General features: G+C 40.6%; 11 protein-coding genes. 9 read left to right on the top strand and 2 right to left on the bottom strand.

Annotated features, from left to right (window positions below; translation table 11 throughout):
* Positions 1-646 precede the first annotated feature (646 nt).
* Positions 647-2,527, top strand: coding sequence for a gamma-glutamyltransferase family protein (locus tag ACQY77_RS03945; RefSeq protein ID WP_421939288.1), 1,881 nt, complete (start codon positions 647-649; stop codon positions 2,525-2,527).
* Positions 2,528-2,793: 266 nt separating this feature from the next.
* The gene (locus tag ACQY77_RS03940) at positions 2,794-3,462 is read left to right on the top strand and encodes a hypothetical protein (protein WP_421939289.1); all 669 of its coding nucleotides are present in this window, start codon (positions 2,794-2,796) and stop codon (positions 3,460-3,462) included.
* A 234-nt stretch (positions 3,463-3,696) separates the two neighbouring features.
* Here the strand turns inward: ACQY77_RS03940 and ACQY77_RS03935 are convergent, their stop codons facing one another.
* Together ACQY77_RS03935 and ACQY77_RS03930 are read right to left on the bottom strand one after the other, a co-directional pair.
* On the bottom strand, positions 3,697-4,554 hold the full coding sequence (locus ACQY77_RS03935) for a transposase (protein ID WP_421939290.1): 858 nt from the start codon (positions 4,552-4,554) through the stop codon (positions 3,697-3,699).
* Positions 4,551-4,976, bottom strand: coding sequence for a transposase (locus tag ACQY77_RS03930; protein WP_421939148.1), 426 nt, complete (start codon positions 4,974-4,976; stop codon positions 4,551-4,553). The genes ACQY77_RS03935 and ACQY77_RS03930 overlap by 4 nt, the downstream gene beginning before the upstream one ends.
* A gap of 256 nt (positions 4,977-5,232) precedes the next feature.
* Between ACQY77_RS03930 and ACQY77_RS03925 the strand changes: the two genes are divergently transcribed.
* The 7 genes from ACQY77_RS03925 (at position 5,233) to ACQY77_RS03895 (ending at position 15,893) form a co-directional block, all read left to right on the top strand.
* Positions 5,233-5,817 carry an RNA polymerase sigma-70 factor gene (locus tag ACQY77_RS03925; RefSeq protein WP_421939291.1) on the top strand — a complete coding sequence of 195 codons (585 nt, stop codon included), beginning with the start codon at positions 5,233-5,235 and terminating at the stop codon, positions 5,815-5,817.
* 147 nt (positions 5,818-5,964) lie between these two features.
* The gene (locus ACQY77_RS03920; protein WP_421939292.1) at positions 5,965-7,083 is read left to right on the top strand and encodes a FecR family protein; all 1,119 of its coding nucleotides are present in this window, start codon (positions 5,965-5,967) and stop codon (positions 7,081-7,083) included.
* 269 nt (positions 7,084-7,352) lie between these two features.
* On the top strand, positions 7,353-10,712 hold the full coding sequence (locus tag ACQY77_RS03915; protein ID WP_421939293.1) for a SusC/RagA family TonB-linked outer membrane protein: 3,360 nt from the start codon (positions 7,353-7,355) through the stop codon (positions 10,710-10,712).
* 10 nt (positions 10,713-10,722) lie between these two features.
* Positions 10,723-12,186: a RagB/SusD family nutrient uptake outer membrane protein gene (locus ACQY77_RS03910; RefSeq protein ID WP_421939294.1), complete on the top strand. Its 1,464-nt coding sequence runs from the start codon at positions 10,723-10,725 to the stop codon at positions 12,184-12,186.
* Between the two features lie 13 nt (positions 12,187-12,199).
* The gene (locus ACQY77_RS03905; protein ID WP_421939295.1) at positions 12,200-13,051 is read left to right on the top strand and encodes a DUF4843 domain-containing protein; all 852 of its coding nucleotides are present in this window, start codon (positions 12,200-12,202) and stop codon (positions 13,049-13,051) included.
* A gap of 22 nt (positions 13,052-13,073) precedes the next feature.
* Entirely contained in the window at positions 13,074-14,501 is a 1,428-nt protein-coding gene (locus ACQY77_RS03900) for a PKD-like family lipoprotein (RefSeq protein WP_421939296.1), read from the top strand.
* 255 nt (positions 14,502-14,756) lie between these two features.
* On the top strand, positions 14,757-15,893 hold the full coding sequence (locus ACQY77_RS03895) for a redoxin domain-containing protein (RefSeq protein WP_421939297.1): 1,137 nt from the start codon (positions 14,757-14,759) through the stop codon (positions 15,891-15,893).
* Positions 15,894-15,967: the final 74 nt, after the last annotated feature.

The following is a 15,967-nucleotide window of genomic DNA, read 5'->3' as shown; positions in this document are numbered from 1 at the left end:
CCGAAAACTTTATTAGGCCGATCCGAGCGAAACGGAGAAACAGTGCTGAGGCCTGGCTGGGTGGCAAAGGATAATGGTGAAGCATGGTTAAGAATTGAGTAAGTTGAACTTATAATACTCTTTTTGTCCTGGCCAGACGGGCGTCTTTCTTTTGGTGTCAAAAGAAACAAACCGAGCCCTTCGCGAGCTCATTAATACAATTAAAAAACAATAAACAACTATTAATAAAACATCGGCTTAAAACTTTTCTTCTAAAGTCAGTAAGTAGGCTTGGACTGTGCCTGCCGAAAACTTTGTTAGGCCGATCGGAGTAGAACGGAGAAACAGTGGTAAGGCCTAACTGGGTGGCGAAGCATGGTGGCAAAGCTATTGCGTTATGAATTGAGTAAGTTGCCCTTATATGTTCTTACATCCCTTATATGGTTCAAATGTTCATGGGATTCTACTATATTTTACCACCCCTGCAACTCACTGGCCTACACACTCCCTCCTTGAAAAAAGGAGGAGAGATAGATGGCTATACATGCATAAAGCCGGGCGGGTTTTAGCCCCTTTCTTTGTAACAAGCTTGTTTAAAAGCAGGATTAGCAAACTTTTAGCCGAGTCATTAAATTAAGCAGGCTTTAATTTTCTTTACCTTTAGCTTATGAAGAAGTTCAGTTTACTTTTAGCCTCGCTGGGGATTGCGGGTAGCTTAATGGCGCAGCAAACGCAAAAACCTATGTTGTATGGTAACAGTTGGATGGCCATTACCGGAAAACCAATGGCTGCAACGGCAGGTGCAATGGTTTTTCAGCAAGGTGGCAACGCAGTAGATGCGGCCTGTGCCATGTTGGCGGCTACTTGTACCATGTGGGATACCTTAAGTTGGGGTGGAGAAACACAGGCACTCATTTACAATCCGAAAACCAAACAGGTTATTGCCATCAATGCGATGGGTGTGGCACCCACAGGCGCTACCGTAGAATTCTTCAAAAGTAAAGGATATAATTTTCCGCCAGAGTATGGCCCTTTAGCTGCAACAACTCCAGGTACACCTGGTGGCTTAATTTACATGTTGAGCAAATACGGAACCATGAGCCTGGGGCAGGTGTTGGCTCCTGCTATTCACATGGCTGAGGGCTATGCCATCGAAGCCCAGGCGGCCAATACCATGGAGCGCGGAAAAGAATTAATTAAAACCTGGCCTTATAGTAAAAAAGTATTTCTTCCGCATTTAGGTGAAAAAAGAGAAGCTCCAGAAGGTGGAGAAATCTTTAAGCAAAAGGATCTCTTTAATACCCTCAGCAAGATGGTTGAAGCAGAGCAGGAAGCTTTGAAAAGAGGTAAAAGTCGCGAAGATGCGCTTATGGCTGCTTATGATCGTTTTTACAAAGGTGATATTGCACAGGAATTTGTACGTGGCAGTAAAGAGCAGGGCGGACTGATTACCATGGATGACCTGGCTAAATGGAAACCGGTAGAAGAAGCAGCCCTAAACACCAACTATAAAGGTATTGAAGTGTATAAATTACAGCAGTGGACACAAGGTCCGATGTTGCTGCAGGCCTTGAATATTTTAGAAAACTTCGATTTAAAAGGCATGGGCTACAATAGTCCAAAATATATTCATACAGTTTACCAGGCAATGAATCTGGCTTTTGCTGACCGCGATTTTTACTACGGTGATCCGGCGAAAGCACCCCATGAGCCTATGCAGGGATTGTTGAGTAAGGCCTATGCCAAGCAAAGGGCCTCCTTGATTCAGTTTAATCAGAATGACGCGAAAATCGGCCCCGGCGATCCCTATCCTTTTGAGGGAAAGAAAAATCCTTATTTAAAATTGTTAAAGAGCAGGGGTTTCGAAATGGATACCACCAAACGCAATTTTGCACCCAAGCACGATTTGGGGAACAACAGTTTGAAAGAAGATTACCAGGATCGCTTATGGAGAGGTACAACTTCCATTGAAGCTGCAGACAAAGAGGGCTGGATTGTTTCAGTAACCCCAAGCGGGGGCTGGTTGCCAGCCTGTATTGCCGGTAATACCGGAATTGGAATGAGTCAGCGGATGCAGAGCTTTGTGTTAGATGCCAGCCTAAATCCTTTCAATGTGGTAGAGCCAGGCAAGAGACCGAGGGTTACTTTATCGCCTTCTTTGTTCCTGAAAGATGGGAAGCCCTATGTGTCGGCAGCAGTGCAAGGCGGTGATACCCAGGATCAGAACCTGTTGCAGTTTTTTCTGAACATGGCCGAGTTTGATATGCCTGTTCAGAAAGCTACTGAGGCTGCTAATTTTAATACCAATCAACTATGGTTATCCTTAGGTGGAACTAAAATCAGTGACCGGGAGCCTAAACCCGGACAACTTTTACTCAACAACAATACCCCGGAAGCGACCCGGAACGAGCTGAAAAAGATGGGGTATATACTGAGCTTTTCCGAACGTACCAGCGGTCCGATTAATGCCATCTACTTCGATTGGAAACACGGTAGTTTATGGGGTGGATCGAGTAACCATGGGGAGGATTATGGGATAGGGTGGTAGTTTTGAGTCGTGAGTTTTGAGTCTTCAGTCAAAAGTAAGATGCCTAAAATTAAGTCTTGAGTTGAGAATTCTATCATTGATTAAGCAAATACAGGTACGCTAAAATAATGTCTTTAAAAATGAAGACTTTAGCCTTTATTGGCTTGTTCATTGTATTAAAGGCTATACTATATTGGTATAAAATATTATGTTTGCCATATCCGCTGTCTATTAAAATTCGATAGCAAGATAAGAGACCGAACCAACAAAACTAAAGTATCCCCGCTTTGCAGCTTTCTATATTTAACACCTCAATACGCGCTGAGATTGAACGAAGCACTACCGCCATTTCTTTAATGGAGGCCGCACATTACTTCATGGCATTGAATTTCAATACTGAGTTTGAGCTTTGTCATTTTGCCATTAATCAAACCGGTGGGGATAAAATAGGGAAAGGGAGTTTTCGGTTTGTAAGAAATGGTCATTTAAAAATGCATCCCAGGATTTATGAAAATCTGGCGTTAATCAATATCTCTGGCATTTGTGCAGCTACCATTGCCCGCCATGGTCAAGAGGAGGTGCGGAGGGCATATCAGAATTTCCCCTTAGATACCACCATGATGGTGATGGACGATAGCGAGCGCGATTATGAAGATTTGAAACGCCTGATTAGTCCGATAGCGCGTCATTTTCTGCTTCCTCCACGACAGGTGCAGTGGAACATTACACTTACTGCCTTCACTTATTTTCTTCATCCTGGTGTCTGGGAAGGTATTAATTGGCTGGCCGATTATCTGGATAAGCGTGATGCAACAACAGTCGCTCATCAGGAAGTACTGGAGCAAATTCGTTTACAGGATTTCTATCCGCAATTACAGGAAGCTGCCGAAGCCTATATTTCGAATCGTTATCCTTTACGTAAGGAGCATTTGCAGGTACGCTTGGAGGAGTTCTAGGTTCTAGGTTGTAAGTTCTAAGTTCTAAGTTCTAAGTCTGGGTGCTTAGGAGTTGTAAGTTATAAGTTGTAAGTTGTAAGCCTGTGCGCCTAGTTGTTGTGGGTTAGGGGATATGCATCAAAACTCCAAACCCCAAGCTCAAAACTCCAAACTCCTGAACGCTTAGGAGTTGTAAGTTGTAGGTTATAAGTTGTAAGTTGTCAATTGTCAATGCCTAAATAAGGTTGACCAGTGTTAGTTTACAATTTGCATTGATTTTCCAATATTTCTTATTTTGCTCTTTTGCATTGAGGTTTCTTTAAGTTGGCGTTCAAATTTAATTGGTGTGAGTCTTTGTAACCCAATATGTGGTTTATCAAAGTTATAAAGTTTAACGCTTCGGTCAACTTCTTTTATCAGCTCATTAAGATTCCTGATCCTTCTGTGCTTTAGATAATTGTTTTTGATTACACCGTTAATCCTTTCTGCTTTACCATTTTCCCAGGCAAATTCACACATACTGTTTAATATTTTGTGTTGTCTGGTCAGCTTGAGGAACTCCTTGTCATAATACTGGCCTCCACCATCTGAATGGAAGATCAACCCCTCCAGGTTTTCCCTTTTGCGTTCTTTTAGTGCCATTCTTAAAGCAGGGAGTGTAGTCTGGTCGGTTAGCAACCTGCCCGAGGTATGGTGCCCAAGGATACGCCTTGAAAAGGCATCAATTATGAAGGTTAGGTAATAAAAACGTCCGTTCAACTCAAAATAGGTAATATCACTTTGCCAAAGTTGGTCGATTTTGCTTAAACAAAGATTATTGGCAAGGTTCTCAAAGCGGGTAACGCCACTACTCTCGGTTGTCCTGCGCCAATTCTTAACCCGCTTAACGCTGAGGTTCTCATAGCTGCAATAGGCTTCAAATGCGTCCCGGCCGATCCCTTCAGGCATTAGCTTATAGTACATCGCACGGCTACTCATGGTAGGATGGTCATTCCTTAGCTGATGGATGATGAGAAGCAGGGATTCCCGGCATTCCCGATGGCAGGCGGTGCGACCAAGTTGCTGATGGAAGGCTTGCTTGCTTATCCCTATACTGGTGTAGAAGAAATTCATACTGTAGGAGAATCGTTGTCTGTTCCCCCAGAAATATCGGGCAGTCGGGTAGAAAGTTTTTTTTTAATATCCACACCATACATCTCTTCTGCGATTTCGATCTGCTTCTCACGGAAATCAAGCAGGATCTGCTTTTGTCCTACCATACGTTCCAGTTCTGCTACCTTTTTTTTCAGGGCAAGAAGCTCCTGGGTATCACTCTGGCTTTCAACTATCAAACGATCTTTTTTCTCTCTCATAATACCAAATTTAGCAATCCATCTGTAAACACTGGTGCGACTTACCTGATATTGTTTGCAAACATCTGATATGGAAGCCAGCCCACACTCTAGCTCCCTAACTTTCTGGACCTTGAAATTGTCACTAAATACTCGCATTAAACGCTCCTTAGAGTTTAATCCTAAAACTGTTGATGTTCCCATTTTTTATATGTTTAAAAATTTAAAAAACGGTCAACTTATTTCAGGCATCGACACGCTTAGGAGTTGTAAGTTGTAGGTTGTAAGTTCTAAGTCTGAACGCCTAGGTGTTGTGGGTTAGGGGATATGCATCAAAACTCCAAACCCCAAGCTCAAAACTCCAAACTCCAAACTGCTTTCAACTAAAGTTATCACTTTCATACTGTATAAGAATGCTTTAGCATTTGCTTCAATTTTAAACTATCTTTGCGTTATCCTTATGTATCCCTACCGTTCATATTCTGATAGTGAGTTGGCATTCTTGTTAACACAAGATGATGAGCAGGCCTTTACCGAAATTTACAATCGGTTTTACGGCTTATTGTTCATTCATGCCAGTAAGCGTTTAAATGATGATGAGGAAGCTAAAGATGTGGTGCAACAATTATTCGAATCGCTGTGGATAAAACGAAGTCAGGTAGAACCCGATGGAAACCTATCCGCTTACCTTTATACCGCTATCAGGAATCGTATTTTAGACGTGTTTGCCCATCAAAAAGTAGAAAGCAAATATGTTGATTCGCTCCAGCATTTTATGGATCAGGATCATATACTCAGCGATTATCGTGTAAGAGAAAAGCAAATGGCAGCCCTGATTGAACAAGAAATAGATGCTTTGCCGCCAAAAATGCGTGAAATTTTTATTTTGAGTCGAAAGGAAAATAAATCTCATAAGGAAATTGCTGCAGAATTGGGTTTGTCAGAACTAACGGTTAAAACTCAGGTGAAAAAAGCACTTCGAATTCTTAAGTCTCGCTTGGGATTGTTTGTTTATATAGCTTTTTTGCTTAAAATACATCAATAATTCTTTTTCTTTGTGGCTTAATACGGCTTTTTGGTAAGATTTAGGTGTATTCAAAATAAATTTTAAAAAAAAATACAATTCGCCATACCCCCAAGGTATGGGCTTTGCCGTATATATAGTAATCAACCAAACTAAACTTTCTTTTTAATGGAGAATAATGCAAAAAAGCTTTTAGAACAATATCTTTCTGGTAATTGTACACCGGAAGAAAAGGCTATTGTAGAAGATTGGTATCTCCAGTTGCCATTTGAACGAAACGCTCCTCATTACGAGCAGATAGAAGCAAGTAAGGAAGAAGTTTTTCAACGGTTGCATTTTCCCAGGAAAGTTAAGCGGATAGTTCGTTTAAAGCGCATCGCCATAGCAGCAAGTATTCTGCTCTGTTTCACCGCCGGGCTTTACTACCTTAACCGTAAACCCGAAACATCAGCTTTGCTGGTTAAAAAAGAGCTTAAAGATGTTTTACCTGGCAGGAATAAAGCGACCTTAACCCTGGCGGATGGCCGTGTTGTAGATTTAGATCAGGCACAAAATGGCCAGATTGCCAGTCAGAACGGGATAGTTATTCGCAAAGCTGAAAATGGACAATTAGAATATGTGGTTCAGGATAATCCTTCCGGGATAACAGGTAATAATGTAATTTCTACCCCACGTGGCGGTCAATATCAGGTTAGCCTCCCCGATGGAACCAAAGTGTGGCTCAATGCAGCTACCTCCCTTAAGTACCCTTATTCATTTACCAAACAAGAGCGTGTGGTTGAACTTAACGGAGAAGCCTATTTCGAGGTAGCGAAAGACAAACATCGCCCGTTTAGGGTAAAAACAAACAACCAAACAGTAGAAGTATTAGGTACGCATTTTAACATCAATGCCTATTCGGACGAACCTTTACTAAAAACTACACTTTTAGAAGGCGCGGTGAAGGTAAGTCATGCCAATGAAGTAATCAATTTACATCCTGGAGATCAAGCCAGATTTAGCCCGAACAATGATCGGTTAACGGTGGTTCAGGGGGTTGATCTGGATCAAGAGGTAGCCTGGAAGAACGATATTTTTGCTTTCGATAATGCCGATTTGAAAACCATAATGCGTCAGATTTCACGCTGGTATGATATAGACGTAGTGTATAAAGGAAACATCACCACAGAAAAATATTTTGGTGATATACCAAGAAATAGTAATCTCTCTGAAGTATTCAAAATACTGCAATTGAACCACATTGATGTGAAGATTTCAGGAAAAACAATGACGATTACAGGAAATTAATTACAACAGAACTGCCTTGAAACATTAAATAAACAATCAACTAACTAAACCAAACTTTATGATGAAAAAACTACCAGAGATTTAGCTTCATGCCTTAAAAAACAAAACCGAAAGCGCGGCAACGCTTCCGGTTAGAAATTTGGACAAGCAGCTTGTTTTAGACCCAGCTGCTCATTATTAACCTCATTCAATACAAAGGTATGAAATTAACTACCCTTTACAACCCCGCGTGCGAAATGCGGAGGGTAAGGATTAAATTTTTATTGGTCATGAAATTGACTGCAATTTTATTATTAGTTGGCGCCATGCATTTATCTGCAGCCAGCTTTTCTCAAACTGTAACACTTTCTCGTAGAACCACTTCTCTTAAAAACATATTTAAAGAGATAAAAAAACAGACAGGTTACTTCTTTTTCTATAAAGGCCAATTGCTTCAAGGCAAGCCCGAAATTGAAATTGAGCTCCAGAGGGCATCTTTGGTGGAAGCATTAAATGCTTCTTTAAAGAATCAGGATCTTAGTTTTAATATCGTTAATAAAACAATCGTTATCAGTAAAAAAGAAGATTTACCTAAAGCTGTAAATCAACTGGCTGCGAAAATTGAAGTTAAAGGTACAGTTGCTGATAAGGCTACAGGAGAAACCCTTCCCGGTGTTAACATTGCCATTAAAAACGGAACGAGTTTAGGCGTTACAAACGAAAAGGGAGAATTCCGTGTGAGCGTAGACGAGGGGACGGTTTTAGTCTTTAGTTATGTAGGCTATGAACTTTTTGAAGCCAAAGTTACCGGATCCAAAAGCTTAAATATTAAGCTTACACCAAAGGCTACTCAGATGACGGATGTGGTGGTAACGGGTTATCAAACCATCAAGAAAGAAACCTACACCGGTAATGCCATTACCATCAAGGGCGATGATTTAAAAAGAAATAACCCTCAAAATCTGCTTAAAAGTATTCAAACCTTTGACCCTTCTTTTAAGGTATTAGATAACAACCTGTTTGGTTCTGACCCCAATGCTTTGCCTAAAATCAATGTTAGGGGAGCTACCGCTTTGCCCACCATTGAAGACACAGACAATATTTTAGATCGTAACAACTTATCGAGTAACTATAACCTGCCCGCATTTATGCTGGATGGTTTTGAAGTGACTTTGCAAAAGGTTACAGATTTAGATATCAACAGAATTGAATCGGTAACATTATTAAAAGATGCTGCTGCAACAGCCGTTTATGGCTCCAGAGCAGCTAATGGTGTAATCGTAATCACCACAAAAGCACCTGTTGCCGGAAAACTTCAGCTTTCATACAACTATGAATTAAGTGTTAATGCTCCTGATTTAAGCGACTATCATGTGCTAAATGCTGCAGATAAACTGGCTTATGAAAAATTGGCTGGCTTATATGATGCGAGCGATAATACCGGTTATACGCCGGAACAGCTGGATGCGGAATACTTTAACCGCCTGAAAAATGTGGCCAGTGGTGTAGATACCTATTGGTTATCGCAGGCTTTGCGTAATGCATACCGTCAAAAGCATGCCATATACGTTCAGGGTGGAGATCAGAAATTCAGGTATGGCTTAGATCTGCGTTATGAAACCACACCAGGTGTGATGTTAGAATCGGACAGAAACCGCTACAGCGGAGGTATGAATTTTACTTATAATCCGAGTTCGAAGCTTTTATTCAGGAATGAAGTAACCATTACACAGGTAACAGGTCATAATTCGCCCTACGGAGATTTTTCCACGTATGTGCGGATGAACCCATATTATCCAAAAACCAATGCCAACGGAGATATTATTCAGGAGCTGGCCACATGGAAGGTTGATACCCATCAATCTGGGCCCGATCAAATAAAACCGAGGTATGTGTTTAATCCACTATTTGAAGGAACACTTGCAAGTTTTGATAAATCATCCAATTTAGAGCTAATTGATGCCTTCTCTGTAGACTGGAAGTTGAGTCCAAGTTTAAATTTTAAGAGTCAGATTAGTTTAAACAAGAGCCAAACCAGCAATGATAAGTTTTTGTCTCCTTTAAGTAACGCCTTCTATGAATACCCAAGTGATAAGTTAAACAACAAGGGTTCTTACACTTTATTGGAAAGCGATCGTTTAGCCATTGATGGTAAAGCTACTTTGGGTTATAACAAACAAATTGGTGATCAGTATTTTAACCTTGTTTTAGGTGCTAATGTGGTAGCTGTTAGAACTGATGATAAACTGGTGGAAGCACAAGGTTTCTCTAACGACCGTTTTACAAATATCGGCTTTGCGCGCATTTACAAAGAAAACTCAGCACCAGGGGGTAATGTAACCGAAAATCGCCTGGCAGGTGCATTTTTCTCGGGTAACTATTCCTTTAAAAATAAGTACCTGCTCGATGCTTCGTTCAGGTATGAGGGGTCTTCAGCTTTCGGCTCAAACAAACGCTTTGCACCATTTTGGTCTACAGGATTGGGTTGGAATGTACATAAAGAAGACTTTATGCAAAGTTTGCCATTCATCAGCCAGTTGCGCTTAAAAGGCAGTGCAGGTGTAGTGGGCTCGGTTTCGTTTCCGGCGTACCTGTCGCGTTCGCTTTATCGCTATGAGCCAAATAACTGGTATTCTACTGGTTTAGGTGCACAGGTTTTAGGTTACGGCAATAGTAATTTGCAGTGGCAAAAAACCACAACCTATGATGCCGGGATTGATTTAGGTTTATTCGCAGATCGTTTGGTAATATCACCTCGTTATTACTACAAACTCACTAAAGGCTTAATTACCGATGTTGATTTACCACCTTCAACAGGTTTTACCACGTACAAGGAAAATTTAGGTGATGTTTCCAATAAAGGATATGAGCTCTATTTCACAGCTAACGCATTAAGAACGCGCGATTTTAATATCAACATTACCGGAAACCTTGCGCATAATGTTAATACACTCGTAAGTCTGTCTAATTCGCTTAAAACACTTAACCAGAAGATTGATGAGTACCAGACGAACCCGGATAAAAATGCAGCATCTACACCCTTGGTACGTTACAACGAAGGGCAGTCTATGAGTATGATCTATGCAGTACCTTCATTGGGTATTGATCCGCAAACGGGAAAGGAAATTTTCTTAAAACGGGATGGCTCTTTAACCTACGACTGGAGCGTGAGGGATATTGCACCTATAGCAGATTCGGCACCTAAAGCCGAAGGAAACATTAATCCGAACATCAGCTACAAAAGCTTCATGTTGAGTTTAAGTTTTTATTATCGCTTTGGCGGTTATAGTTATAACCAGACTTTGGTAGATCGGATTGAAAATGCCGACCCGCGTTTTAATGTAGACAGCCGGGTATTGAATCAGCGCTGGATTAAACCAGGCGATCAAACTTTCTTCAAAAACATTGCGGATTTATCGCCTACCAATGTTTCCTCCAGGTTTATCCAGAAAGACAACCTGTTGGAACTGAGATCAATTTACCTGTCGTACGATTTTAAAAGAGAATTGATTAAAAAATACGGTTTTCAAAATTTACGTACTACAATGACCTTGAATGATATTTTCAGGACTTCGAGTATTCAAATGGAAAGGGGAACGAGCTATCCTTTTGCCAGGAGTTTAACCGTTTCGCTATTGGCTTCATTCTAAACATACGAACATGAAAAAATACTTATTTATATTATTAAGCCTGATTGCTTTCTCTTCCTGTAAGAAGTTTTTAGATATTCAGCCAGAATCTGAAGTCTCAAAAGAAGAGCTTTTTACTACAGAAGAGGGCTTTAAAGAGGCTTTAAATGGTGCTTATGTAGGGCTCGCAGGTGCCAATTTATATGGAGGGAACTTAACCTTCAGTAACCTGGATATCATGGCGCAAAATTACCAGTTTACAGATGCCAATTACCTGCGGATTGCCGCTTTTGATTATACATTGCCAAGTTACGTGGATAAAATAAATGTAATCTGGACCAATGCTTATAAGCAGATTGGAAATGTGAATCAGATTTTAGCTGTTATTGATCAGCAAAAAGGGGTATTCAGGGGGCAAAATTATGAAATCGTAAAGGGGGAAGCCCTGGCCTTAAGGGCATATATGCATTTCGATTTGCTGAGAATGTTTGGTACTTCTTATAAAAACAACCCCACTTTTAAAGCCATACCTTATGTAACTACTGTAAGCACCAAAACCACACCATACGCTACAGTGGCTGAGGTGGTAGAAAAAGTTATTGCCGATTTACAGGAAGCAAAAAGTTTACTGAAAGGCAAAGACCCCATTTTAGATGCTGGTTATGTGGTTGGGTATCCTAAAGCAGAGAAAGCTACGGAACTTAAAAATCCTTCGATGTTTTTGCAAAACAGAAGACACCGTTTAAACTATTATGCGGTGACAGGGGAGCTGGCTCGGGTTTACCTCTATAAAGGCGACCAGATGAATAGCCTGAATAATGCTAAAGAGGTAATAGCTTCATTAAAATTCCCCTGGACTGTTAAAGAAGACTTTTTTAATGATGATGTTTCTAAGCGGGATCGCGTATTTTACAATGAAATTCTGTTTGGTTGGTTTGCTCCTAAATCAGAAGAGCAGTTACGTGGTCTTTTTAGCAGAGACAATCCTGATTATTCTGCAACTGCAGATCAGATTAATGCAATTTACAACCTCGGAACGGTAGGAGCAGACGACTGGCGTTACAAACAATGGTTTAGGTTAGTTAAAACAGCCAATAATTCCGATCGTTTTTACCTGCAGAAATACATTGTAAATTCTATCCCTCTGGATAACCTTCATCCATTGCTTGCACCTGCACTACGCTTAAGCGAAATGTACCTTATCGCAGCAGAGGCCAGTTTCGATACCAGTCCCGGCGATGCTTTAACGTACTTCAATACCCTTAGGGTGCATCGTGGTATTGGTACCAACGTTAGTGCTGGTATATCTAAAACAGATTTTATTAATCTGCTGGAAGGAGAATACCGCAAAGAATTTTATGGTGAAAGCCAGAATTTCTTTATGCACAAACGGTTGAACCTTAATATCATCACCACATCGGGATTAATTTATCCGCCTTCGGACAAAATATTTGTTTTTCCGCTTCCAATTGATGAACAAGCTTATAGAAACTAAAACAGACCAGACGATGAAAAAGAATATATTTTATTTTTCGCTTTTAAGCATCATGTTTTTGGCTTGTAAAAAGAACGAACTGATGCCTTACCAATCTGCCGATAATGTTTATCTGCATTATCTGGATAAAGATGGCTTACAAGACACCACCACCATAAGTTATTCATTTGCGTATAATCCGAGCTTAGGGCAGGATACGATTTGGGTGCCTATTATTGTAACGGGCCCTAAAGTTGCCCATAGCAGACAATTTGTACTCAGTGTTGTAGATTCGCTAACCACAGCAGTTAAAGGGACACATTACGAAGCCTTAAAAACAAGTTATACTTTGCCAGCTGATTCAGGTACATTGAAAATCCCGGTTATCTTAAAGAATACCGATGATGCACTGGCTAATAAATCGGTAACCTTAGGTTTAAGAACCATTGCCGGAGGTGATTTCGCAGCCGGACTTCCTTTGGCTTTAAGAACCAAGAAAATCATTTTTTCAAACCGATTGGAAAGACCAGGCTGGTGGATATACTGGCAATCCCAATTGGGTGATTACGGAAGGATTAAGCATCAATTGTTCCTCATTGCTTCTGGAACAGTGGATTTAGTGGATATGTCTAAACCAAATGCTTATTTAGAAATCCCCAGAACCCTTTATTTTATCGATAATTTCCGCGTTTTTCTTAAAGACCCGGCATCATGGATTGCCAGAAATCCTGATAAAGGATATGTTTTGTTGAAAAAAACCAATGGGAGCGATGAATATGAATTCTACAGTGAATCTGCACCCACCAAGCGCTTTACTTTAAAGTATTTCGCACAGGTAAATGGCTATTTCTTTGTTGATGAGAGTGGCAAGCAGATTATTATTTAACCTTCATTAAAGAAACGTAGAGATGAAATTAAAATTAATTTTAGTGCTGGCCTTGATGGTTGGTTTATATACGGCTTGTAAAAAGGATTTGGGTAATTACGATTATCATCCACCTTCAGAGCCAACATTAAGTGCCTTTAAAGATTCTACTTTTGCAGCGCTTCTGGGAGATTCACTGGTGCTTAAACCCACGATAGGCCTTGCCGATGCAGATCCGCAGAAAGACTTGTCTTTTGAGTGGAGAATAGATGTAAATGAAGAGCTTAGAAGCGATGTTTATACCGGATATCCACTCAGGATTGTTTATAATCTGGCTCCAGGTTTGCGTACAGCAAAGCTGATTATTACAGATAAACGTAATGGATTACGTTATGTAGTTCCCTTTAAAGTTTTGGGTACCACACAGTTCAGTTCTGGTAAATTGGTTTTAAGTGATGATAACGGCCTGGCCAAATTGTCTTTTGTAAAACCAGATAATACGGTATTGCCCGACATTTATAAATCTTTTCATAATGAAGATTTGCCACGAAATCCGGTTCAGTTATACTTTTCAGATCCGCTTCCATATCAGCCCATAACCAATCAGCAGTTTTGGGTATTGTGTAACGACCCGGCAAAGAAAAGTCCCCTTTTAGAAGCCAGTACGCTTCTTCGCAAAGCTTATTTTAACGATCAGTTTTTTACACCGCCAGCAACCATAACCACAGGACGTTTAGAGGCTTATATGGGTACCGTACCAACCGGGGTGATAAATGACAAGCTATACGTTGGTGTAATGTCTACCGCACCATTTGCGCCTGATTATGGCAAGTTTGCCAATGAGCAGGCAGGAGATTATGCTTTGTCTAAATATTTTACCCGTACCAATGGCTTTTATTTTGGTTTTGATGTTAAATCAAAAGGCTTTGTCACTTTCGCCGGAGACGGCAGTTACCTGGGCAAAGATTATGTGGTAGATCCTGATGGAAAAGCATTTGATCCAAAGAATATTGGGATGGATAATTTGCTTTTTATGCAAACCGGACAAGCAGGTACTTTCTATGCATACTTCAAAGCAGCAGATGGAGGCATTTATGAGTTAACATTTAGCTATACTTTCGATTCTGTTAACAGGAGGATTAAAGCAGAAAATAAACGCCTTTTCAAAGGGGGATCTCTGGTAAATGCCGATACCAAATGGCAACGCAACAGTTTGAATGTATTCTACTTCAGTGCAAATGATAAAATCTATCGCTATAATCCACTTAACGAAGATCTTAAAGTCCTTGATGCTGATTTTGGAGGCAAAAAAGTTACGATGCTGAAAATCAGTGCAGATGATAATACCCTTACAGTTGGAGCAGCCGGTTCTGTTTATACAGTTGACGTGAGTGTGGGTAAAAACGGGGTCATTACACAAACCATAAACGGAATTCCCGGATCTCCGGTAGATATCGTGATCAGGAAGTAAGCAGAGGTTTGAGATGTGAGATTTGAGATGTGAGATGTCAGACCTGAAACGTTCAGCGTTTTACGAATGACCAATGACCAATGACCAATGACCAATAACCAATGACCAATGAACTAATGCCAAATGACCAATGCAAATGAAAACGGTCTTTGAGCTACAGGCCATGGAGTGAAATAGTAGATACCTGGATTCGGACAATTTACTTATGTACCAGTGATCAATAAACTAACTTAAAGAGGATAAAAACATACAAAAATGAATATAACAAGATTAACTATAGCGGCCATATTGCTACCATTTCTGGCCGCTGCACAAACGCCTAATTTCAGTTTGACAGGTAAAATTGGCAACCTTAATAAGCCGGCTATGGCTTATATCGATTACATGGACAATGGTGTTGGACATGAGGATTCTGTGGCCCTGGTAAATGGTTCTTTTAAATTTACAGGCCATGTTTCCGGACATGCCTACGCCCGCATGGCCTTAGACCATACCGGTGGAGGTAAAGGACGCGCCGTTTACACAGGAGATGTAATTTACTTCTATTTTGGACAAGAACATTTTACCGTTACCTCTAAAGATTCTTTACAAAATGCCGTTTTTACCGGATCGAAAATTTATGATGAATCTGAAGCTTATAACAAAGAAATTGGCGGAACCATTATGGCTTTAACAAAGGCTGTGAATATTGATTTTAACCGTGGAACGCCTGAGCAGCAGAAAGATACTGCTTATATGAAAGCGGTAGATCAGCGTTATCGCAAAAACCTTCAGACCAGAACGGATAAACAATTCTTGTTTGCTAAAACACACCCCAATTCTTATTTCGCACTGGTTGCGCTTTCAGAAGCAGCTGGAAGCAAAGTTGATGTGGCTAAAGTTCAACCATTATTTAATGCGCTGAATAAAGAATTGAAGGCTACAGATATGGGACGGGAATTGGCTCAGCGCATGGAGGCCAGCGGAATCACCGCAGTAGGTAAAACAGCACCTTTGTTTACGCAGAATAATGCCGTTGGAAAGCCAGTTGCTTTAGCTGATTTTAAAGGTAAAGTGGTGCTAGTAGAGTTCTGGGCAAGCTGGTGTGGCCCTTGCAGAGCTGAAAATCCAAATTTGGTAAAGCAATACCAAACTTACAAAGACAAAGGTTTCGATATCATTTCGGTATCGCTCGATAATGTAAAAGAACGCTGGTTAGAGGCCATTGAGAAAGACGGGTTGGCCTGGACACACGTTTCGGACCTGAAAGGTTGGAACAATGAAGTTGGACGTTTATATGGTGTCCGTGCAGTTCCTGCGAGCTTTTTAGTTGATGCGCAAGGTAAAATCATTGGTAACGGATTAAGGGGTGAACCTTTAAATAAAAAACTAGCCGAAATTTTCAATCAGTAATCTGGAGCATTTCAGACGACAACTTATAATATTTAACGCTCAATCTCTATCTACCTATGCACTCGGTATGGCCT

The organism is Pedobacter sp. (assembly GCF_965279535.1).
Lineage (GTDB): Bacteria > Bacteroidota > Bacteroidia > Sphingobacteriales > Sphingobacteriaceae > Pedobacter.
This window is presented reverse-complemented; position numbering and strand designations above follow the sequence as displayed.

Bases quoted from the DNA above. Each gene is read 5' to 3' on its own strand.
- ACQY77_RS03920 (WP_421939292.1), top strand. From the start codon at position 5,965: ATGGAGAATAATGCAAAAAAGCTTTTAGAACAATATCTTTCTGGTAAT.
- ACQY77_RS03935 (WP_421939290.1), bottom strand. From the start codon at position 4,554: ATGAATTTCTTCTACACCAGTATAGGGATAAGCAAGCAAGCCTTCCAT.
- ACQY77_RS03905 (WP_421939295.1), top strand. From the start codon at position 12,200: ATGAAAAAGAATATATTTTATTTTTCGCTTTTAAGCATCATGTTTTTG.
- ACQY77_RS03915 (WP_421939293.1), top strand. From the start codon at position 7,353: ATGAAATTGACTGCAATTTTATTATTAGTTGGCGCCATGCATTTATCT.
- ACQY77_RS03900 (WP_421939296.1), top strand. From the start codon at position 13,074: ATGAAATTAAAATTAATTTTAGTGCTGGCCTTGATGGTTGGTTTATAT.
- ACQY77_RS03925 (WP_421939291.1), top strand. From the start codon at position 5,233: ATGTATCCCTACCGTTCATATTCTGATAGTGAGTTGGCATTCTTGTTA.
- ACQY77_RS03910 (WP_421939294.1), top strand. From the start codon at position 10,723: ATGAAAAAATACTTATTTATATTATTAAGCCTGATTGCTTTCTCTTCC.
- ACQY77_RS03945 (WP_421939288.1), top strand. From the start codon at position 647: ATGAAGAAGTTCAGTTTACTTTTAGCCTCGCTGGGGATTGCGGGTAGC.
- ACQY77_RS03930 (WP_421939148.1), bottom strand. From the start codon at position 4,976: ATGGGAACATCAACAGTTTTAGGATTAAACTCTAAGGAGCGTTTAATG.
- ACQY77_RS03895 (WP_421939297.1), top strand. From the start codon at position 14,757: ATGAATATAACAAGATTAACTATAGCGGCCATATTGCTACCATTTCTG.